Annotated in this window: 18 protein-coding genes; 10 read left to right on the top strand and 8 right to left on the bottom strand. The window is 41.6% G+C overall.

Annotation, left to right across the window (positions count from 1 at the left end):
• Positions 1-2: 2 nt before the first annotated feature.
• Both CDG60_RS11010 and CDG60_RS11005 read left to right on the top strand, forming a co-directional pair.
• Positions 3-1,667 (top strand): PqiB family protein, encoded by a 1,665-nt coding sequence (locus CDG60_RS11010; RefSeq protein WP_087513878.1) that lies wholly within the window; start codon positions 3-5, stop codon positions 1,665-1,667.
• The gene (locus tag CDG60_RS11005) at positions 1,657-2,397 is read left to right on the top strand and encodes a PqiC family protein (protein WP_087513879.1); all 741 of its coding nucleotides are present in this window, start codon (positions 1,657-1,659) and stop codon (positions 2,395-2,397) included. Before CDG60_RS11010 ends, CDG60_RS11005 begins: the two co-directional genes overlap by 11 nt.
• A 134-nt stretch (positions 2,398-2,531) precedes the next feature.
• Here the strand turns inward: CDG60_RS11005 and CDG60_RS11000 are convergent, their stop codons facing one another.
• Positions 2,532-2,831 carry a branched-chain amino acid transport AzlD family protein gene (locus tag CDG60_RS11000; protein WP_087513880.1) on the bottom strand — a complete coding sequence of 100 codons (300 nt, stop codon included), beginning with the start codon at positions 2,829-2,831 and terminating at the stop codon, positions 2,532-2,534.
• The gene (locus tag CDG60_RS10995; RefSeq protein ID WP_087513881.1) at positions 2,828-3,571 is read right to left on the bottom strand and encodes an AzlC family ABC transporter permease; all 744 of its coding nucleotides are present in this window, start codon (positions 3,569-3,571) and stop codon (positions 2,828-2,830) included. The genes CDG60_RS11000 and CDG60_RS10995 overlap by 4 nt, the downstream gene beginning before the upstream one ends.
• Positions 3,572-3,730: 159 nt before the next feature.
• Between CDG60_RS10995 and CDG60_RS10990 the strand changes: the two genes are divergently transcribed.
• From CDG60_RS10990 to CDG60_RS10965, 6 genes are all read left to right on the top strand, one after another.
• A complete protein-coding gene (locus CDG60_RS10990; protein ID WP_087513882.1) occupies positions 3,731-4,186 on the top strand; it encodes an Lrp/AsnC family transcriptional regulator in 456 nt (151 codons plus the stop codon).
• A 221-nt stretch (positions 4,187-4,407) separates the two neighbouring features.
• Complete coding sequence (locus CDG60_RS10985; protein ID WP_087513883.1) at positions 4,408-5,574, top strand: ATP phosphoribosyltransferase regulatory subunit; 1,167 nt, start codon at positions 4,408-4,410, stop codon at positions 5,572-5,574.
• 71 nt (positions 5,575-5,645) lie between these two features.
• Positions 5,646-6,965, top strand: coding sequence for an adenylosuccinate synthase (locus tag CDG60_RS10980; protein WP_087513884.1), 1,320 nt, complete (start codon positions 5,646-5,648; stop codon positions 6,963-6,965).
• A gap of 161 nt (positions 6,966-7,126) precedes the next feature.
• Positions 7,127-7,969 carry a M48 family metallopeptidase gene (locus CDG60_RS10975; protein WP_087513885.1) on the top strand — a complete coding sequence of 281 codons (843 nt, stop codon included), beginning with the start codon at positions 7,127-7,129 and terminating at the stop codon, positions 7,967-7,969.
• 158 nt (positions 7,970-8,127) lie between these two features.
• Positions 8,128-8,433 carry a hypothetical protein gene (locus tag CDG60_RS10970; RefSeq protein ID WP_087513886.1) on the top strand — a complete coding sequence of 102 codons (306 nt, stop codon included), beginning with the start codon at positions 8,128-8,130 and terminating at the stop codon, positions 8,431-8,433.
• 112 nt (positions 8,434-8,545) lie between these two features.
• A complete protein-coding gene (locus CDG60_RS10965; protein WP_087513887.1) occupies positions 8,546-9,325 on the top strand; it encodes a M48 family metallopeptidase in 780 nt (259 codons plus the stop codon).
• 107 nt (positions 9,326-9,432) lie between these two features.
• On the opposite strand, the gene CDG60_RS10960 is transcribed toward CDG60_RS10965, so the two are convergent.
• The 3 genes from CDG60_RS10960 to CDG60_RS10950 all read right to left on the bottom strand — a co-directional run bounded on the left by CDG60_RS10960 (position 9,433) and on the right by CDG60_RS10950 (position 12,690).
• On the bottom strand, positions 9,433-10,482 hold the full coding sequence (locus tag CDG60_RS10960; protein WP_087513888.1) for an NADP(H)-dependent aldo-keto reductase: 1,050 nt from the start codon (positions 10,480-10,482) through the stop codon (positions 9,433-9,435).
• A gap of 161 nt (positions 10,483-10,643) precedes the next feature.
• Entirely contained in the window at positions 10,644-11,351 is a 708-nt protein-coding gene (gene crp / locus CDG60_RS10955) for a cAMP-activated global transcriptional regulator CRP (RefSeq protein ID WP_087513889.1), read from the bottom strand.
• A 206-nt stretch (positions 11,352-11,557) separates the two neighbouring features.
• Positions 11,558-12,690 (bottom strand): IS3-like element ISAba14 family transposase gene (locus CDG60_RS10950; protein WP_223155595.1). Its coding sequence is split into 2 segments (ribosomal slippage): positions 11,558-12,438 and positions 12,438-12,690, totalling 1,134 coding nucleotides; the frame shifts between segments, so codons are not numbered across the junction.
• Between the two features lie 94 nt (positions 12,691-12,784).
• Here CDG60_RS10950 and CDG60_RS10945 point away from each other — a divergent pair.
• Positions 12,785-13,204: an OsmC family protein gene (locus CDG60_RS10945; protein WP_087512401.1), complete on the top strand. Its 420-nt coding sequence runs from the start codon at positions 12,785-12,787 to the stop codon at positions 13,202-13,204.
• Between the two features lie 148 nt (positions 13,205-13,352).
• Here CDG60_RS10945 and CDG60_RS10940 read toward each other — a convergent pair whose 3' ends face one another.
• The 3 genes from CDG60_RS10940 to CDG60_RS10930 all read right to left on the bottom strand — a co-directional run bounded on the left by CDG60_RS10940 (position 13,353) and on the right by CDG60_RS10930 (position 16,873).
• Complete coding sequence (locus tag CDG60_RS10940; protein WP_087512400.1) at positions 13,353-15,299, bottom strand: family 2A encapsulin nanocompartment cargo protein cysteine desulfurase; 1,947 nt, start codon at positions 15,297-15,299, stop codon at positions 13,353-13,355.
• Positions 15,274-16,206: a family 2A encapsulin nanocompartment shell protein gene (locus tag CDG60_RS10935; RefSeq protein WP_068974224.1), complete on the bottom strand. Its 933-nt coding sequence runs from the start codon at positions 16,204-16,206 to the stop codon at positions 15,274-15,276. The genes CDG60_RS10940 and CDG60_RS10935 overlap by 26 nt, the downstream gene beginning before the upstream one ends.
• 178 nt (positions 16,207-16,384) lie before the next feature.
• Positions 16,385-16,873, bottom strand: a complete 489-nt coding sequence (locus CDG60_RS10930) for a rhodanese-like domain-containing protein (protein ID WP_087512399.1) — start codon at positions 16,871-16,873, stop codon at positions 16,385-16,387.
• A 371-nt stretch (positions 16,874-17,244) separates the two neighbouring features.
• Here CDG60_RS10930 and epsC point away from each other — a divergent pair, with 371 nt between their 5' ends.
• Complete coding sequence (epsC, locus tag CDG60_RS10925) at positions 17,245-18,153, top strand: serine O-acetyltransferase EpsC (RefSeq protein ID WP_087512398.1); 909 nt, start codon at positions 17,245-17,247, stop codon at positions 18,151-18,153.
• Positions 18,154-18,428 lie beyond the last annotated feature (275 nt).

Genomic DNA, 18,428 nt, shown 5'->3' with positions numbered 1-18,428 from the left:
GTATGACGAACGATAATTCAGACAATGAAAAAGCAGAATTGCATGCTCAGGTAAATGTTCCGGGTAATATATCTGAACTGCCTGAACCTGTTAAAAAGCGCAGCAAATTAAAACCATCTCTGATCTGGTTAATACCACTGATTGCATTGCTGATTGCTCTGTCACTGGCAATAAAAGCATTTTTAAATACAGGACCGACAGTCGAGGTCAGCTTCAGGACGGCCGAAGGACTGGAAGCTGGAAAAACGGTTATCCGTTATAAGCATGTCAATATTGGTCTGGTTCGGGAGCTTGAGCTGTCAGAAGATCGTTCTCATGTTGTTGCTAAAATTGAATTACGCCGTGATGCCAGTAATTTTGCGGTGAAAGACAGCCGTTTCTGGGTGGTGCGTCCCCGTGTTGGTTCAGGTGGAGTGTCGGGTCTGGATACACTGTTGTCAGGTGCTTATATAGAAGTCGATGGTGGACGTTCTGATCAGAAACAGAAAGAGTTTCAGGGGCTGGAAACGCCACCGGTTATTGCTTCAGATGTTCCTGGTAAAGTTTTCTTTTTAAAAGCAGAGGATCTGGGATCACTGGATTATGGTTCACCCATTTATTATCGGAGAATCAATGTCGGGCAGGTTACTGCTTATCAGCTGGCAAAGGATGGTAGAAGTGTGGAGTTGCAGACTTTTATCCGCTCCCCATACGATAAATTTGTGACGAGTGATGCCCGATTCTGGCAGGCAAGTGGAGTGGATGTCAGCCTGAATGCATCGGGTTTCAGCCTGAATACACAGTCTCTGGCAAGTATTGTTTCGGGCGGTATTGCTTTTGGGTATCCTGAAAAATCCAGTGCAGGCTTAGCACCTGACCGCAGCCGTTTTGAACTGTTTGATAGCGAAAAACTGGCACTCAAAGCACCGGATATCAATCCGCGACGTGTCATTATGTATTTTACCGAGTCACTTCGAGGCTTGTCAGTGGGTGCACCTATTGATTTTATGGGGGTGGATATTGGAAATGTGAAAGCAATCAATACCGAATTTCATCATAATTACACTCAAATCCGTATGCGGGTGGAAGCAGAGGTGTATCCGTCCCGTATCGCAGATGGTCGTGAACTCGATCCTCATGGGGTTATTTTTAAGAATTTTGTAGAACGTGGCTGGCGTGCACAGATGCGTACAGGGAACTTGCTGACCGGTCAGAACTATATCGCTTTTGATGTATTTCCTAAGGCAAAGTTTGCCACAACGGTACAGTATTCGAATGGTTCAGTTGAAATACCAACCACTGCAACTGAACTGAAAGGCTTGCAGGCTCAGGTTGCTCAGATTGCAGATAATGTTACGAAGTTCCCGCTGGTGGAAATAGGTCAGGATGTCCGTACAACTTTAGCAACGCTGAATACAACTGTCCTTTCAACGAGAAAGCTGATTGAGCAGCTGGATGGTAAAGTTGCTCCGAATCTACAGGCAACACTGGACGATGTACGTAAAACGGTACAGTCCACCGAAACAGTTCTGGCAAGTGATGCACCTGTACAGCAGGATTTACGCAAAGCCTTGCAACAGATCACTCGGGCTGCGGCTTCACTGCAGTTGATGTCAGACCAGATTGAACAACATCCTGAATCATTGATTCGAGGTAAAACAGCGGAGCCTAAGAAAAATGACAATTGATCATAAGATTAAAATTAAGTTTTACCGCAAAAGTGTTTTATTGCATGTCATCGTGGGCTTATTTGGTGGAGTGCTTACAGCGTGCTCGACTTCTGCTCCACCGAATTATTACTCACTTAATGGCAAAATTCCTGTTGCGACGCCTCTCCATCAAACAAATCAATTGATGATGATTGAAGTATTGCCGGTAGGGTTAGCAGACCGTTTAAACCGCATTCCTATCGTCATTTTTGAAGCAAATGGAAAATCAAAAGTTTTAAATGAAAATCGCTGGACATCTACTTTGGCGGCAGAATTACGTGATGGACTTTCTTCGGGGTTACAGCAAAAATTAGGAGCGATAGATCGTTATAATAGTGGAATGAGCGGTGGCAAAACGACTTATCGGATTGCGACAGATTTTTCCAGATTTGATTTTATTGATAATCAAGGTACAGCAAATGTTAATAATAAGAATGAGATTGCTGTCGCTGTAAACTGGACAATTAAACTGGATCAGGTGAATCATCCATTGACGACAGCTAAAAATGAGACAAAGCCTGTGCAAAGCAATACATTCAGTTGTCGGATGGTATTTACACAGCCTGTAGCGAAGCATCAGGGCGGTATAGTGGATTTAGTGAATTCTTCAAAAGACGCTTTAGATCAGGTTGTTGATGGAGTAGCAAGCTCCATCTTGAATATTGAAGATCGGCGAAAAAATTTGAAAAGCGGAGTTCTATGTAATTGATATCAGCTGATTGTGAATTTGATTTTATACAATTGATTTTTTTTAAATAAATTTTTGGTTTAAATACACATGATTGGATTCAATACTGGATTGAACATCATGTGTATTTTGACCTAAGTCGAATTTGAGCTACCTTAGCTGATAAAGTATCTCAAAAAACCTGTCGCAACGATACTGATCAAAACTGTTGGTAAAAGTGATAAATAGCATGCTGCGAACAAGGTAATAACAATTGCAATTAAATTGGCAGGATTGTCTGAAACAAAATAGGGCGCAATGACTGAAACCAATACACAGCCGGGAATGACCTGTAAAATCTGTGTGGTTCTTTTACTGAGTTTTTTATTTTTAAGCAATAAATAGCCTAAAACCCGTGTGGAATATGTGGTTAAAGCAACACAAATAATGGCAATGAGCGTTGGTATGTGGATCATTTTTCATCTCCCACAAACAGTATGGCAGTAATAATGCCAGTTACTGAACCGACTAAAACATACCAGCCTTTGGGTAAATAAAGATAAGCTAAAGCCGCAGCAATCAGACTGATCAGCCAGGGCAAAGCAGGCTTGAATCCTTTCCACATACCGCGCAATAAAACCAGAAACACGGCAGGAAATGCCATATCAAAACCGAACTTCGATACATCGCCTAAGAATGCGCCGAGGCCAACACCTAAAGTGGTAAAAACCACCCACATAACATACAGTGCAAAGCATAGACCAATATAAAAATACACACTAAAACCAACATACGGATTTCGTGGATTGTTTTTATGCGCATCGGTGATACTTAACGCCCAGCTTTCATCACACATAAAGAACAGTAAAGGTAAAGCTTTACGATTGGGTAAATGGCGAATGTACGGTGCTAAACTTGCGCCCATTAAAATATGACGACTGTTGACCAGGAACGTAATTAAAAGCAGGAACATCAACTGCGGTGGTTGAGTCCAGACTTCAATAATGGCAAATTCGGAACCACCTGCAAAATTAAGCCCGGTAAGTAATGGAACTTCAATTGCAGAGAAACCTTTTTGCGCGGCTTGTGTACCTAAAACCAAAGCAAAAGGAATAATCCCGAGTAGCATTGGAATCGAAATTTTCACACCACGTAAAAACTCCAGATATTCAACTGAAGCGTCGAGGTCTTTGGCGGAGTTTTTAAACTGGAACATAGTGCTCACTCGATGATGTTGAAATCATTTGGGAGGATTATTTTATGCCTTTATTTGCGCTATATTTTGTTTAAATTGCTTTTATAAAAATTAAAATTGATATTTTATTGCTTATTTTGTAATTTAAATGAAATTAAATGTCTTGTGGTGGGTGGCTGTATGGATCAGATGGATAAAAATATTCTACAGGCATTACAGCATGATGGAAAATTACAGAATAATGAACTTGCGGAAAGAATAGGTTTATCCCCATCACCATGTCTGAGACGGGTGAAACAGCTTGAAGATTCTGGAATCATTGATCGCTATGTGGCATTGGTCAATCCACAAAAGGTCAATTTAGGGCTGACTGTTTTTGCTCGAATCTGGTTAAAAAGTCAGGATGAGAAAACGGTCAATCATTTCATTGATGCGATTATGGATATTGCTGAAATTGTTGAATGTCAGCTCATGGCGGGGGATTGTGATTTTTTCTTGAGAATTGTGGTTGCGGATCTGGAAGCATATCGTAAATTCCAGATTCATCATTTAAATAAAATATCAGGGATTCAGAATGTGAAAACTGAGATTCCTTTGCAGAAAATTAAACAGACAACGGTTTTACCCTTAACTTAGAAAATATAAATTTCCTTGAGTCATTAAATTGTTTAAACAGTTGTAAAACAGTGATGGAAATGAATAGAGACTAAAAATCATTGAATTGTTCCTGAAACACATCTTTTCTGCAAAAGTCTGATGCACAGCAACAATGATCGTGCTAAAATAAGAGAAATCGGGTGTGTTCCCGATTTTTTTATGCGGATTACTTCCGCGCTGACAGGATTTAGGTTTACAACATGCCCATTTCAGAGACATGGTTATTACCTGATGGTGTAGCTGATGTATTACCGGAACAGGCGCAAGTTATTGAAAAGTTGCGCCGTACTGCGTTGGATTTTCTTGCATCCCGTGGTTATCAGTTGGTGTACACGCCGTTTATTGAATACATTGAATCTCTTTCTTCTCTTTCAGAATCGAACCAGGATTTAGACTTAGCCACTTTTAAAGTGATTGACCAGCTTTCCGGTCGTCTGCTTGGTGTGCGTGCCGATATGACACCACAAGTGGCTCGTATTGATGCGCATGTACATCCTGTAAATGGCGTAGCACGTTATTGCTATGCAGGTACAGTACTTCATACTAAACCTCAGGGTTTCAATACCACACGTGCACCGTTACAGCTGGGTGCAGAGTTATTTGGTTCAGACAGTATTGATGCAGATGTCGAGTTGATTGATGTCATGCTGAATCTGATTGAGACAGCAGGTCTGGTGGATGGTGTCCATCTGGATCTGGGGCATGTAGGATTGTTCCGCAGTCTGGTGAAACATGCAGGTCTGAACAAAGTGACAGAAAGTCATCTTTCTGACCTGTATCAGCGTAAAGCATTGCCAGAACTTGCAGAGTTCACAAAAGAATTAAAATCTGGTTCAGATTTTTATGCACTGGGTCGTTATGCGAGCGATCTTGATGCACTGCAGACAAATTTAAGCGCTGAAATTCTTGCAGATGTATCTTTTAAGGATGCACTCAGCACACTGACTGAAACGCTGCGTGAAATTCAGTTGCGCTGGCCTGCGCTTGATATTGGTGTGGATGTGGTTGAACTGCGTTCTTATCATTATCATACAGGTCTGATGTACGCTGTTTATGCACCGAACCGTGCTGCTCCACTCGCACAGGGTGGTCGTTATGACGGTATTGGCGAACATTTTGGTCGTGCCCGTCCAGCAACCGGTTTCTCATGTGATCTTTATTCTCTGTGTGCTGGTCAGTACAGCCAGGCTGAAAAAGTGGTTGCACCGAAAGGGACTGAACAGCAGTTACAGAATGCAATTGCAACTGCACGAAAGCAGGGCTTGAGCGTAATACAGTTACTGGGTAATGATGAACTGAACTCTGTACCGAATGCGACACACAAAATGGTCAGTGTTGCAGGTGAATGGGTCATTCAGAAGATTTAACGGCAAAGCACTGACAGTCTGTTGTCAGTGTCTGGTTTTCAATTTTAACAGCATGATGTGAAGAGGCTATTATGGGCAAAAGTGTTGTGGTACTCGGTACCCAATGGGGCGACGAAGGTAAAGGTAAAATCGTTGACCTGCTCACAGACCAGGCGGCAGCGGTTGTTCGCTATCAGGGCGGACACAATGCAGGCCACACTTTGGTCGTTGGTGGTAAGAAAACAGTTCTTCATCTCATTCCATCGGGTATTTTACGTGAAAACGTACTGTGTCTGATCGGTAATGGTGTTGTACTTTCACCAGAAGCTTTGATTAAAGAAATGGGTATTCTTGAAAGTGAAGGCGTGCCTGTACGTGAACGTCTGCGTATTTCTCCAAACTGCCCACTGATTTTACCTCATCACATTGCTCTGGATCAGGCACGTGAGAAAAAACGCGGTAATGCAAAAATCGGTACAACAGGTCGCGGTATCGGTCCTGCGTATGAAGATAAAGTTGCGCGCCGTGCAATCCGTGTTGCAGACCTTGTACGTGGCGGTGAGCATCTTAAAGCACAGCTTGAAGAACTGCTTGAATACCATAACTTCCAGCTGACTCAGTTCTTTGGTGTTGAAGCTGTCAAAGTTGAAGATGTACTTGCATTGTGTGACCAGTGGCGTGAAGTGATCAAACCACTTGTGATTGATGTCATTACAGAACTGCATAACTACCGCAAAAATGGTGAAAACATCATGTTTGAAGGTGCGCAGGGTTCTTTACTGGACGTTGACCACGGTACATATCCGTATGTAACATCTTCAAATACTACTGCTGGTGGCGTAAGCTCAGGTTCAGGTCTTGGTCCACTGCACCTTGACTATGTACTGGGTATTACTAAAGCGTATACAACCCGTGTAGGTGCTGGTCCGTTCCCAACTGAACTGGTTTACGATGCTGCTAACGATGTTGGTGATGCGATTGGTAAACACTTAGGTACTGTTGGCTCTGAGTTTGGTGCTTCTACTGGTCGTCAGCGCCGTTGTGGCTGGTTTGATGCTGAAATTCTACGTCGTTCAGTAGACGTAAACTCACTTTCAGGTATCTGCTTAACTAAACTTGACGTTTTAGATGGTTTAGAAGAAGTGAAAATCTGTGTAGGTTATGAAGCTGCTGATTCTGGTTGCGTAGGTTCATCAGATGCACTTGCATTTGAAACTTTGAAACCGATCTATGAAACAATGCCAGGCTGGACAGAATCTACCTTTGGTGCTAAATCACTGGATCAGTTGCCACAGGCAGCAATCAACTATGTAAAACGTCTTGAGCAATTGATTGAATGTCCAATTGACATCATTTCAACTGGTCCGGATCGTGACGAAACAATCGTAATGCGTCATCCTTTTGATGCATAATTCATGCTCCTGAAAGAGTATTGAATGATTAAAAAGCTCCTTCGGGAGCTTTTTTTGTTGTAATTGAATTTAAAACAATCTATTTTTGTGAGCTGATTCATGTTTTGAATCGTTCACATGAACTTTAAATTATTTTAAAAATTATATTTTTTGGTGAAATAATGATTAAGAAAAAAATCCTGGCTGGAATCAGCGCAGCAGTTTTATTGTCCGGATGTTCCACAATTGCTGAATTTACGGGCAATGATTCTGCAACACTGAATCTGAATGCCGCAGAAGATTATAAAGCCCTGATCGCGGATGCGAAGACTCAGAAGGCACTCGATACATCATCATCAACTTATAAACGTGTAAATGCTGTTTATCAGCGTATGTTGCCTTTTGCAGATGAAGCCAATAAAACGGGTCAGAAATTTGACTGGCAGCTGGCTGTAATAAAATCGAATGAGGTTAATGCTTTTGTTGTTCCAGGTGGGAAGGTGGTTGTTTTCACAGGAATTGTCAATAATCTGAAACTGACAGATGCAGAAATTGCGGCAGTAATGGGACATGAAATTACCCATGCCCTGGAGGAACATGCAAAGAGTAAAATTGGTGCCCAGGCTCTGACTAAACTTGCAGTGGATGCAGGTAAAACCTACGCAGGAGATAAACTTGGATCAATGGGCTCCCAGGCGGTCGATTTTGGCAGTAAATATGGTGTGGGGCTGCCTTATTCACGGAGTCTTGAATCCAGGGCTGACCGTGGTGGTCTAATGCTGATGGCAAAAGCAGGTTATGATCCTGAAGCTGCAGTATCTGTATGGAAAAAAATGAATCAGCTCGATTCAAGCAGTAATAATGGAGTGGCACGTTTCACCTCGACACATCCATCCAACAATGCCCGTATTGAAGATCTGAACAAGAGTATGGCAGAAGCTAAAGTTTTATATGCGAGCAGCAATAAAGCCACGGTTACCGGAACAAAAACAAAGACTGTAAAAAAGGCGAAAAAGTCTAAATAATATTTCAGTCAAAGACCTCAGAACTGGAATAAAGATCTGCCTGTGGGTGGATTTTTTTGTGATAAGCTAAGTTTTCGACTAAAGTTCCATGCAGTATTGCTGTGATGAGCGTAGTGGCATTGCTAGAATGCAGTTTTGAATCCCTATGGAAAGCACGGATGCATAAAAATATTTCAGGAACTATCTTTTATTCACTGCTGTTTGCAATGGGTGGAGCACCAACGATTGCCATGCTGACGATTCAGGCACAGGCACATAATCCCGAAATTGTATATCAGGCATTTATTGGACTATCTGTCATATATGCCTGCATCCTGGTTCCTGTAATACTGGCACAGAATGCTTTTTTATGGTTTAAACGTAAAAATGAAAAACTTGATTTAAAAATTGAACCTTTATGTCATGCATATCTTGTGCTGAATATTGCATGCCTGGTGTACTGGCTTTGCTATCAGTTTTTATAATGTGATTACATAAATAATATTAATGTGTGTTGATTAATAATAGGAAGCTACATTTCTATCACCTATAATCCGCCTATCATGAGTATGCTTCTGAAATGTGGAGATTATTATAATGAAGAACAGACTGTTATTCAGTTTATGTGCAGTTGCAGTGGTTACGGTTTCGGGTTGTGCGACCGTAGCTGATATGGCAGGAGCAGATTCTGCTACTTTAAATGCGGCGGCAGCCCAGAACTATTCTCAGACTATCAGTACGGCTCGCAGTAAAGGCGTGCTTGATACAAGTTCAAATACTTACAAACGTATTAATTCAGTGTACAACCGTTTACGCCCGTATGCTGATCAGATGAACCAGACGGGACAGCCATTCCAGTGGCAGGTTTCTGTAATCAAATCCAATGAACTGAACGCTTCGGTTATGCCGGGTGGCAAGGTTGTGTTTTATACCGGAATTGTAGAGCGTTTAAATCTTACGGATGCTGAGATTGCTGCAATTATGGGGCATGAAATGATCCATGCGCTGGAAGAGCATTCGAAAAGCAAATTAGGTGCTCAGGCACTGACTGACCTTGCTTTAGGAATTGGTTTAAGTAGTGCAGGTGTGGGTGAGGGTGGTGCAGCTATTGCACAGATCGGTTCTCAGCTGGGAGTAGGCTTGCCGTATTCACGTAACCTGGAAAGCCGTGCTGATCAGGGTGGTTTAATGCTGATGGCGAGGGCGGGTTATAATCCACAATCTGCGATTACGCTTTGGGAGAAGATGGCAAAAGCAAGTAATGGTGGTAATGCATCATTCCTGTCAACACACCCATCTAACACTCAGCGTATTGAGGCAATGAGGAAAAATTTACCTGCGGCGATGACAGTCTATAATGCTCGTGGCGGTAAATAACACTTTAAAAAAATTGAACTGATCAACCTGGTCAGTAAAAAAGGATGCAGATGCATCCTTTTTTAATCAGGAAGAAAGTATTTTCAGAAATATCTCAGAAGTATACTTCAGGGAGCAGGGTTAGGCTGCTGACGGTGAATGGCATTGATGCTCTCTAAGATTTCATCTGAAAGATCAGTATCAAATGCATCAATATTTTCTTTAAGTTGTTCCATGGTTGTTGCGCCAATAATGGTACTTGTGACAAAAAACTGCTGCTTGATAAATGCAAGTGCAAGCTGTGTCAGAGTCAGTCCATGCTGTTCGGCAAGTTGCGCATATTGTTCAGTTGCCCATTCACTTTCGGGATTACTGTAACGACTGAAACGTGAAAAAAGAGTAATCCGTCCATTTGCAGGTCGTACGCCATGGCGGTATTTTCCTGTCAGATAGCCAAAAGCCAGAGGTGAATACGCCAATAGTCCGACATCTTCAAAACGGGCAATTTCTGACATGCCACTTTCATAGGTTCGATTCAGCAGACTGTAAGCATTCTGTACGCTGACCACTTTCTCCATTCCCAGTTTCTCTGCGAGCTGCAGGAACTTCATGGTTCCCCATGGTGTTTCATTGGATAGGCCAATAAAGCGGATACGTCCCCGTTTGACTTCATCATTCAGTGCAGAAAGCGTTTCCTCGAGAGGCGTAATATCCTGCTGCGCAGTTGCTTCTGCGTTTCCGTAGCTCAGCTTGCCGAAAATCGGGCTTGGACGCTGAGGCCAGTGCAACTGATAGAGATCAATGTAATCGGTCTGTAATCGTTTTAGAGAGCCATCCAGTGCAGAGCTGATATCTGTTGCTGTGAAACGTGTCTGTCCATCACGAATGTGAGATCCACCCTGAGATGGGCCAGCAATTTTTGACGCCAGGAAAAGTTTGTCCCGTTGTCCATTTTCTGTAATCCAGTTGCCTATCATCTGCTCGGTGGAACCCTGAGTTTCAGGCTTGGGAGGAACGGGATACATCTCTGCTGTATCCCAGAAATTCAGACCACGCTCAAGTGCATAATTCAGTTGTTTAAAAGCATCATCCTGTGAATTCTGTTCTCCAAATGTCATGGTGCCCAGGCAAATTTCAGGTAACAGAATTCCGGTTCTGGCGAGTGGTTTAAACTGCATGGTACATCCTTGTTGATATGTGCATGTTTCATTCTTTGAATACATTATCCTAAGAGTCACAGGCTGTAAAATGATAAAAAGAGGGACAGAAATCAAAAAAGAATATATGAGGCATAAAAAAAGCAAATCCGGAGATTTGCTTTTTTGATTGAATCAGAAGATTAATCTTCTTCATCAAATTCATCTTCAGAAACTTCATTCTGTTCTAAAGAGACATCAAAAATCAGGATAGCTTTACCATCAGTTTCAATCATTCCCTGTTCTTCCAGGGTCTTGAGAACGCGGCCAACCATTTCACGGGAACACCCAACAATACGGCCAATTTCCTGACGGGTAATACGGATCTGACGACCGTTAGGGAGAATCATTGCTTCTGGTTGAGAAGACAGATCAATCAGACAGCGTGCAATACGACCGGATACGTCAATAAATGCAAGGTCTGTTACTTTGCGTGTGGTGTTTTTTAAACGACGCACAAGCTGAGCAAACACAGCGTAGCTTAAGTCAGGATATTGCTTGCTGAGTTCGTGAAAATTTTCATAGGTAATTTCAGCAATTTCACAAACGTCACGAGTGCGGACTTCAGCAGTACGTTGTGGATTCGCTTCGAAAAGACCCATTTCCCCAAAAAAATCACCCGGATTCAAATATGCAACAACGATTTCACGTTCATCATCTTCACGCAGAATAATAGATACTGAACCTTTAAGGATCAGATACAGCGATTTGGATTCTGAACCTGCATCAACAATTGTTGTACGTTTTGGATAACGGTTGATATAAGCACGTTTTAATAATGCTTTAACTGACTCTGGCAGCTGTCCTGGAGACAGCGCATCAGTGCTTAGTTGTGAAAAGTTTGAAGTCATGCTAACGGTTCCGAATTTGGATAAGTAATAGATCGCACAAGACCTAAAATGAACTTGTCACACAGAAGAGATGAAATTCCTTATCAACTCAAATTATGTTAGTGTACAGGTACCTTGTAAATTTATAGCTTTTTTTAGGTAGTTGAGAGGTGGTCCCACTTGTTTGAACAACTAAAAGCGTATTTATAAGTGATATTCCGCTCTAGTTAAGCCACCTTGTTTTGTTGGGGTAGCTGATCATAGTAAAACTCATTTGGTGTCATTTTGTCTAGACTCGAATGAGGTCGTTTCAAATTATAAAACTCAAAATATGCACTTAATTGCTTTTTCGCATCTGTGACACTGCTATAAGCTTTGAGATACACCTCTTCATATTTAACGCTCCGCCATAATCGTTCAACCATCACATTATCTACCCATCGACCTTTACCATCCATACTGATTTGAATGCCATTTGATTTCAATACATCAATAAATGCATCACTGGTAAACTGGCTGCCTTGGTCTGTATTAAATATTTCAGGTCGACCATATTTTTCAATCGCTTCATTTAAAGCCGAAATACAAAAATCCACCTCCATACTAATCGATACCCTATGCGCAAGTACCTTGCGGCTATGCCAATCAATCACAGCACATAAATAAACAAAGCCTTTTGCCATAGGGATATACGTTATATCCGTAGACCACACTTGATTACTGCGCTGAATAGCCAACCCTTTGAGCAGATATGGATATTTACGGTGAGCTTGATTAGCCTGGCTTAAATTTGGTTTGCAATATAACGCCTGAATACCCATTTTCTTCATTAAAGTACGTGTATGACGTCGTCCTATATGATGTCCTTGACGATTCAACAAATCACGCATCATACGACTGCCTGCAAAAGGATATTGCATATGTAATTCATCAATACATCGCATCAGCTTCAGATCTGATGCACTCACAGGTTTTGGGCGATAGTAATAACAACCACGGGAGACTTTCAGCAGCTTAGCTTGCTTAGATACTGAAATCTGAAGTGAGTCGTCGATTAACTTTTGTGGTTGAAGCGGCCCAGTTTCTTCAACACACCTTCTAAAAAATCAATTTCTAATGCCTGCTCACCGATTTTTGCATGTAGTTTTTTTAGATCGATGGGTGGTTCTGTTGGAGCTTTTGATTGATCGAAAGCTTGCGAGGAAGCTGAGATCAATTGATTTTTCCAGTCAATAATTTGGTTTTGATGAACATCAAACTCAGCACTCAATTCAGCAAGTGTTTTTTCTGCTTTAATCGCAGCAAGTGCTACCTTAGCTTTAAAATCATTTGAATGATTTCTTCTTGGTCTACGTGCCATAAAATACTCCATATATTGATGTTTATAACATCATTTGAGGAGCAGAATATCACTTATAGGAGTTGTTCAAATTTACGGATCCATCTCTGTTGCAATGCAAACTAGTGTTCATTGGCTTAAGAATGTTGCTTTTGAAGCAAAATCTGAAAGTGGTCATAGTGTAGTGATGGATGGGGCCTCTGCGTATGGAGGGGAAAACCGTGGACCACGTCCCATGGAGCTCATACTTATGGGACTTGGTGGGTGTGCTTCATTTGACATTGTGACTATTCTTAAGAAATCACGTCAGGATGTGACAGATGTTGTATGTGAGCTTAAAGCTGAACGCGCAGACGCCATTCCAGCAGTGTTCACAAAAATACACTTGCATTTTGTGGTGAAAGGCACAGCAGTCAAGGAAAAGCAGGTTGCTAAAGCTGTAGAGCTGTCCGCAGAAAAGTACTGTTCTGCCAGTAAAATGCTGTCTGACGGTGGTGTTGAAATTACACACGATTTTGAAATTATTGAAATATAAAATAAGTGACTGTAAAGTTATGTAACGGATTGTTTATTTAACAGTCTTTTCTTTTTTAAGAAAGAATAAACATAGATTTTATTTTTATTTTGCATAAAAAAGAACCGCCTTTCGAAAAAGGCGGTTCTTTTATGAGTAAACCGTTCAATCAGGTTCTGAGTGAACGGTTACGTCTTAGCTGGTGAAGCACAGAAACCAGCAGATCAATCTCCTCAGTGGTGTTATAAAACGCTAAAGAAGGGCGTACAGTGCGTTCTACACCAAAACGGCGCAAGATCGGTTGGGCACAATGATGACCTGTACGCACTGCAATACCATACTGATTCAGCACTTTGCCTACTTCTTCCGTTTCATAACCTGCGAGGGTAAAAGACATCACACTCGCTTTATTCAGCGCAGTGCCGATCAGACGCAAGCCTGAAACACTTTGTAGCGCATGTTGTCCGTACTCAAGCAGGTCATGTTCATAACGTGCAATATTGTGAATACCAATACTTTCCACATATTCCAGTGCAGCACCTAGACCGACTGCATCTGCAATATTTCCTGTACCTGCTTCAAATTTATTGGGTGCAGGCTGGTAAATCACATTTTCAAAAGTCACGTCCTGAATCATGTTACCGCCACCTTCCCAGACCGGCATGCTGTCGAGCAATTCGGATTTGGCATAGACTGCGCCGATGCCTGTAGGACCAAAGACTTTATGCCCTGAAAAGACAAAGAAGTCTGCATCAAGTGCGGTGACATTGGTTGGCATGTGTGACACGGACTGCGCACCATCAATCAATACACGTACACCTGCTGCATGTGCCAAGGCAATGATTTCCTGCGTTGGTGTTACAGTTCCCAAGGCATTGGAGACTTGGGTAATGGCAACCAGTTTGGTTTTCGGATTGAGCAGTTTAATAAACTCATCAATTCGAATCTGCCCCGTATCATCCACAGGAATGACTCGTAGTTTCGCCCCAGTTTCTTTGGTGAGTTGGAACCACGGCACAATATTGGCATGGTGCTCAAGGTTGGACACGATGATTTCATCACCTGCACCAATATTTTGCTTGCCCCAAGATTTTGCAATCAGGTTAATACCTTCTGTCGTACCACGGACAAAAACAATGTTTTGTGCAGAGGGCGCACCGATAAAACGAGCCACCACATCACGAGCATGTTCATAAGCATCGCTTGCACGTGCCGCAAGTTCATGCGCTGCACGATGAATGTTGGAATTTTCATGTTCATAAAAATATGAAATTCGATCTATCACAGCTTTAGGTTTATGTGTGGTTGCTGCATTATCCAACCAAATTAATGGTTTACCATTCACACGTTCTTGCAAAATCGGAAAATCACGACGGATCTGCAAAATATCAATCGGTTGATGATTTTGTGCAGTGGTCGGGATTTGCAAATTTTGCTCACGCTGAAACTGTGATTGCTCAACACTTGGCGCAGAAGCAAAATAATAGCCCGATTCAGTAGTCGCAGGTTTGTCATTACGATCTTTGAGCAAGCCTTTGAGTTGATGATCATCCACAACATGATAGTCATCAAAAGCAAAAGGATTACGCAATACATCACTTGGCGCTGTTGCTTGTAGCGCATCAGGCTTTGGAATGTCTAAAAAGTAATAAGCAGATTGTCCCTGCGCCGTATTTTGTTGCGATATTGCAGATGCACTTGGTGTTTCTGTTGTAGCAGAAGGCAAATGAATCCGATTCGATAACGCAGACGGATCAGGAGTGTGCGCACCGCCAATCACAGGCGCTGAAGATAAAATTCGACGCTCAGGATGATCTGCGGTTGGATCAGCGAATCGTTGTGTCGCACTTGGATTCAGGCTGCTTTGTTGCACTACAGCAGGCACACGACCACTCAATGCCGCAATTGGATCTTTCGGTTGCGGTGGATGGCTGATGCCATTGCCTGTAGCCTGTTCAGGTAAATCCAAGTTTAAACCCTGCGCATTTTGTTTGGGCAAAGCAGAGAAAAACTCTGCTGCCAATTGTGCAAGCACAGATTCACTGATCGGTGCATCGGCTTGTGCAGATGCCGTATCAGTCGGCAATGAATTACTTGTAAGTACTTGGATAGTCATGGTATTTATCAACCTCCACATCTTCAAGTACAGCCAAAGCATCTTCAGTCAGTACCGCCAAAGAGCAATATAATGAGATCAGATAAGATGCAATCGCATTGCGGTTAATCCCCATGAAGCGTACAGATAGACCAGGCGCTTGTTCACCTGCAAGACCCGGTTGGAATAATCCGACTACACCTTGACGCTTTTCGCCAACACGTAACAGGATGATTTTGGTTTTACCATCTTCCACAGGGATTTTATTCGATGGAATCAATGGAACACCACGCCATGTGATGAACTGAGAACCGAATAAGCTAACAGTTGGTGGTGGCACGCCACGACGGGTACATTCACGACCAAATGCTGCAATTGCATCAGGATGGGCAAGGAAGAAGCCTGGTTCTTTCCATACTTTACGCAGGAGATCATCAAAATCGTCAGGCGTTGGTGCACCTGTCAAGGTTGAAAGACGCTGACTATCAGCAACACTTGCCAATAAACCGTATTCAGGGTTATTGATCAGTTCGCTTTCCTGACGCTCTTTAATGGTTTCAATGGTTAAACGTAATTGTTCTTTGATCTGATCATGCGGGCTACTGTACAAATCTGAGACACGGGTATGGATGTCTAAAACCGTTGAAACGCCATTGAGAAAATATTCACGTGGGTTAAGTTCATAGTCCACAAAAGTCTGTGGCAATGTCGCTTCGTCACGTTGTGTACACGCCACCTGAATATCATCGGTATTGCTGACTTGATTGACACGATAAATACCCGCTTCTACAGGTGTCCATTGCAATAAATGTGTTAACCAGCGAGGTGTAATGGTTGAAAGCTGAGGTACTGTTTTTGTTGCATTGGCAAGCTGACGGGCAGCCTGATCACTTAACGATTGGCGGGCTACTTCTTGGTTTTTAGCCATTTTTATACATCCTAAAATTCTAAAGAAAACATTTCAAAAATGAAGCATTACAGTTGGTTTAAGTTTTTTTAGGCAAAAATGATCCTCTCCCAGGCAATTGAAGTTTTAGTAAAAAATGGAGAATGGAATTAAAATGGAGCGTCAGTTTCAGGGCGAACTTATAGTTCGCCCGAGTTATTTATTCTTGACGCCAAGGCAGGTGATGAAAACGCCATCCATTGAATGAACCTCGATGATTGTCTTCATCCAGATCACCTTCAAAACCTTGTTCGATGTTGTAAATATTTTCAAAGCCTGCATTAAAGGCGACATTTGCCGCAGCCGCAGAACGTTTACCACTACGGCATAGAAGTAGAATGGTTTTGTCTTTACCCACTTTAGATTCCAGTTCTTTGGCAAAGCGGGGATTGCGGTTTAATGCAGTTCCTGTTGCCCAGGGAATATGAATGGTGTCTTCGACATAGCCGACGAATTTACGTTCTTCATTGGTACGTACATCCACAATCACGGCATGACCTGCCTGAAATAAAGCCCATGCTTCATGCGGTAAAACAGTACCTGTAAATTCAAGATAATGATCTTCAACCCGTTGTTTTGCATCGGCAAAGATTTGCTGAATCTTGTTGTCATCCAATTCTGGAAGTTCAATTTTAGTCGTACTATTCATGTTACACACCTGAATCAAATCCTGAATAAAGCAGTTTTTAAGCTAAGCTACGCAGAATTTGAAATAATCTATTAGAGAAGTTGATATTAAATATAATGATTTTTTATATTCTGAAAATGAATAAAAGTTGAATTGCTTATTCTTATTTTGGGAAAAGAGATTTTTATTATCTGGATCATTTATTGCTAAGCATTCAAACATGGCATCGACTTCAACTGTGGCTAAATGCAAAATTTTGATAAAGATATATCAACAATGTTTATCTAAAAGGTAGCAAATAAAATAATATTCTTCATAAGAATTGAATAAAGAATATTGAACCGAATACTTTATTCATATAATGAAAAAAGAAATCTCATGCAGGCAATCCCATGACGCAATGGAACATTCAAAATATTGTCACTGAATTACAGCAAGCGCGTAATGAATGGCGTACACAACAGAAAAGTCTGAAAGATTTTGGTGGGCGAGAGTTGCCCTCTAAAGAAGAAATTAAAAAAATCATGAATGATCTGTGTGGCATCTTATTTCCAATGCGTCTGGGGCCACACGATCTACGTCAGCAGAGTGAAAATTTCTACATTGCACATACACTTGAAAAAACACTTTATGCATTGCGGGAACAGGTCAAACTCAATTTGACCTATGACTATAAATATAAAAAGCATAATGAAAATGCGGAAGTGATTGATGTGCTTGCACAAAGTATTGTGAGTGAATTTGCACAAAAACTTCCCGAATTGCGCCGTATTCTGGATACTGATGTGATTGCGGCTTATGAGGGTGATCCTGCGGCACGTAGTGTTGATGAGGTTCTGTTGTGCTATCCAGGCATACTCGCCATTATTTACCATCGTATTGCTCATGAGTTTTATAAAAAAGATTTGTCTTTACTGGCACGTCTGATTGCTGAAATTTCTCATTCTAAAACAGGTATTGATATCCATCCAGGTGCTCAGATTGACCAAGGATTCTTTATTGATCATGGGACAGGTGTGGTGATTGGTGAAACCTGTATTATTGGTAAAAATGTCCGTATTTATCAGGCTGTGACACTTGGCGCGAAGCGTTTTGAAGTCGATGATGCAGGGCGTTTACAGAAAGAATATGCGCGTCATCCGATTGTGGAAGATAATGTGGTGATCTATGCAGGAGCAACGATTCTTGGACGTATTACCATTGGGCAGGGTGCGGTGATTGGTGGAAATGTGTGGATTACCCAAAGTGTGCCTGCCAATAGCGCTGTATCGCAAAGTTCAGCAACCAAGTCACAGGTTTAGTTGTATATAAATTTAAGATGAATGAGTGAGGCTGATCAAATTGCAATATTTGTTCAGCCTTTTATACATTCACGTTTAATGAATATTAACATTTTTCAGATTCTAAAATTTTCCAATACAGCTTAGTCTAAATGGTAAGTTGATCAATAATATAAGGACATTTAAAACATATATTTTTCTAAAGTACTGACTTGAAAAAAGTTGAATCAGCACAGATATTAATACTGAAATCTATTCTGATTAAAATAGTAAGTTTTTGAAAAATATATAAAATA

Origin of the sequence: Acinetobacter chinensis (assembly GCF_002165375.2) — a bacterium.
In the GTDB taxonomy this organism is placed as follows: Bacteria; Pseudomonadota; Gammaproteobacteria; order Pseudomonadales; family Moraxellaceae; genus Acinetobacter; species Acinetobacter chinensis.
Note: the sequence above shows the minus strand (reverse complement) of the source record. Positions and strands in the feature narration are given on the sequence as shown.

Bases quoted from the DNA above. Each gene is read 5' to 3' on its own strand.
- CDG60_RS11010 (WP_087513878.1), top strand. From the start codon at position 3: ATGACGAACGATAATTCAGACAATGAAAAAGCAGAATTGCATGCTCAG.
- CDG60_RS11005 (WP_087513879.1), top strand. From the start codon at position 1,657: ATGACAATTGATCATAAGATTAAAATTAAGTTTTACCGCAAAAGTGTT.
- CDG60_RS11000 (WP_087513880.1), bottom strand. From the start codon at position 2,831: ATGATCCACATACCAACGCTCATTGCCATTATTTGTGTTGCTTTAACC.
- CDG60_RS10995 (WP_087513881.1), bottom strand. From the start codon at position 3,571: ATGTTCCAGTTTAAAAACTCCGCCAAAGACCTCGACGCTTCAGTTGAA.
- CDG60_RS10990 (WP_087513882.1), top strand. From the start codon at position 3,731: ATGGATCAGATGGATAAAAATATTCTACAGGCATTACAGCATGATGGA.
- CDG60_RS10985 (WP_087513883.1), top strand. From the start codon at position 4,408: ATGCCCATTTCAGAGACATGGTTATTACCTGATGGTGTAGCTGATGTA.
- CDG60_RS10980 (WP_087513884.1), top strand. From the start codon at position 5,646: ATGGGCAAAAGTGTTGTGGTACTCGGTACCCAATGGGGCGACGAAGGT.
- CDG60_RS10975 (WP_087513885.1), top strand. From the start codon at position 7,127: ATGATTAAGAAAAAAATCCTGGCTGGAATCAGCGCAGCAGTTTTATTG.
- CDG60_RS10970 (WP_087513886.1), top strand. From the start codon at position 8,128: ATGCATAAAAATATTTCAGGAACTATCTTTTATTCACTGCTGTTTGCA.
- CDG60_RS10965 (WP_087513887.1), top strand. From the start codon at position 8,546: ATGAAGAACAGACTGTTATTCAGTTTATGTGCAGTTGCAGTGGTTACG.
- CDG60_RS10960 (WP_087513888.1), bottom strand. From the start codon at position 10,482: ATGCAGTTTAAACCACTCGCCAGAACCGGAATTCTGTTACCTGAAATT.
- crp (WP_087513889.1), bottom strand. From the start codon at position 11,351: ATGACTTCAAACTTTTCACAACTAAGCACTGATGCGCTGTCTCCAGGA.
- CDG60_RS10945 (WP_087512401.1), top strand. From the start codon at position 12,785: ATGCAAACTAGTGTTCATTGGCTTAAGAATGTTGCTTTTGAAGCAAAA.
- CDG60_RS10940 (WP_087512400.1), bottom strand. From the start codon at position 15,299: ATGACTATCCAAGTACTTACAAGTAATTCATTGCCGACTGATACGGCA.
- CDG60_RS10935 (WP_068974224.1), bottom strand. From the start codon at position 16,206: ATGGCTAAAAACCAAGAAGTAGCCCGCCAATCGTTAAGTGATCAGGCT.
- CDG60_RS10930 (WP_087512399.1), bottom strand. From the start codon at position 16,873: ATGAATAGTACGACTAAAATTGAACTTCCAGAATTGGATGACAACAAG.
- epsC (WP_087512398.1), top strand. From the start codon at position 17,245: ATGACGCAATGGAACATTCAAAATATTGTCACTGAATTACAGCAAGCG.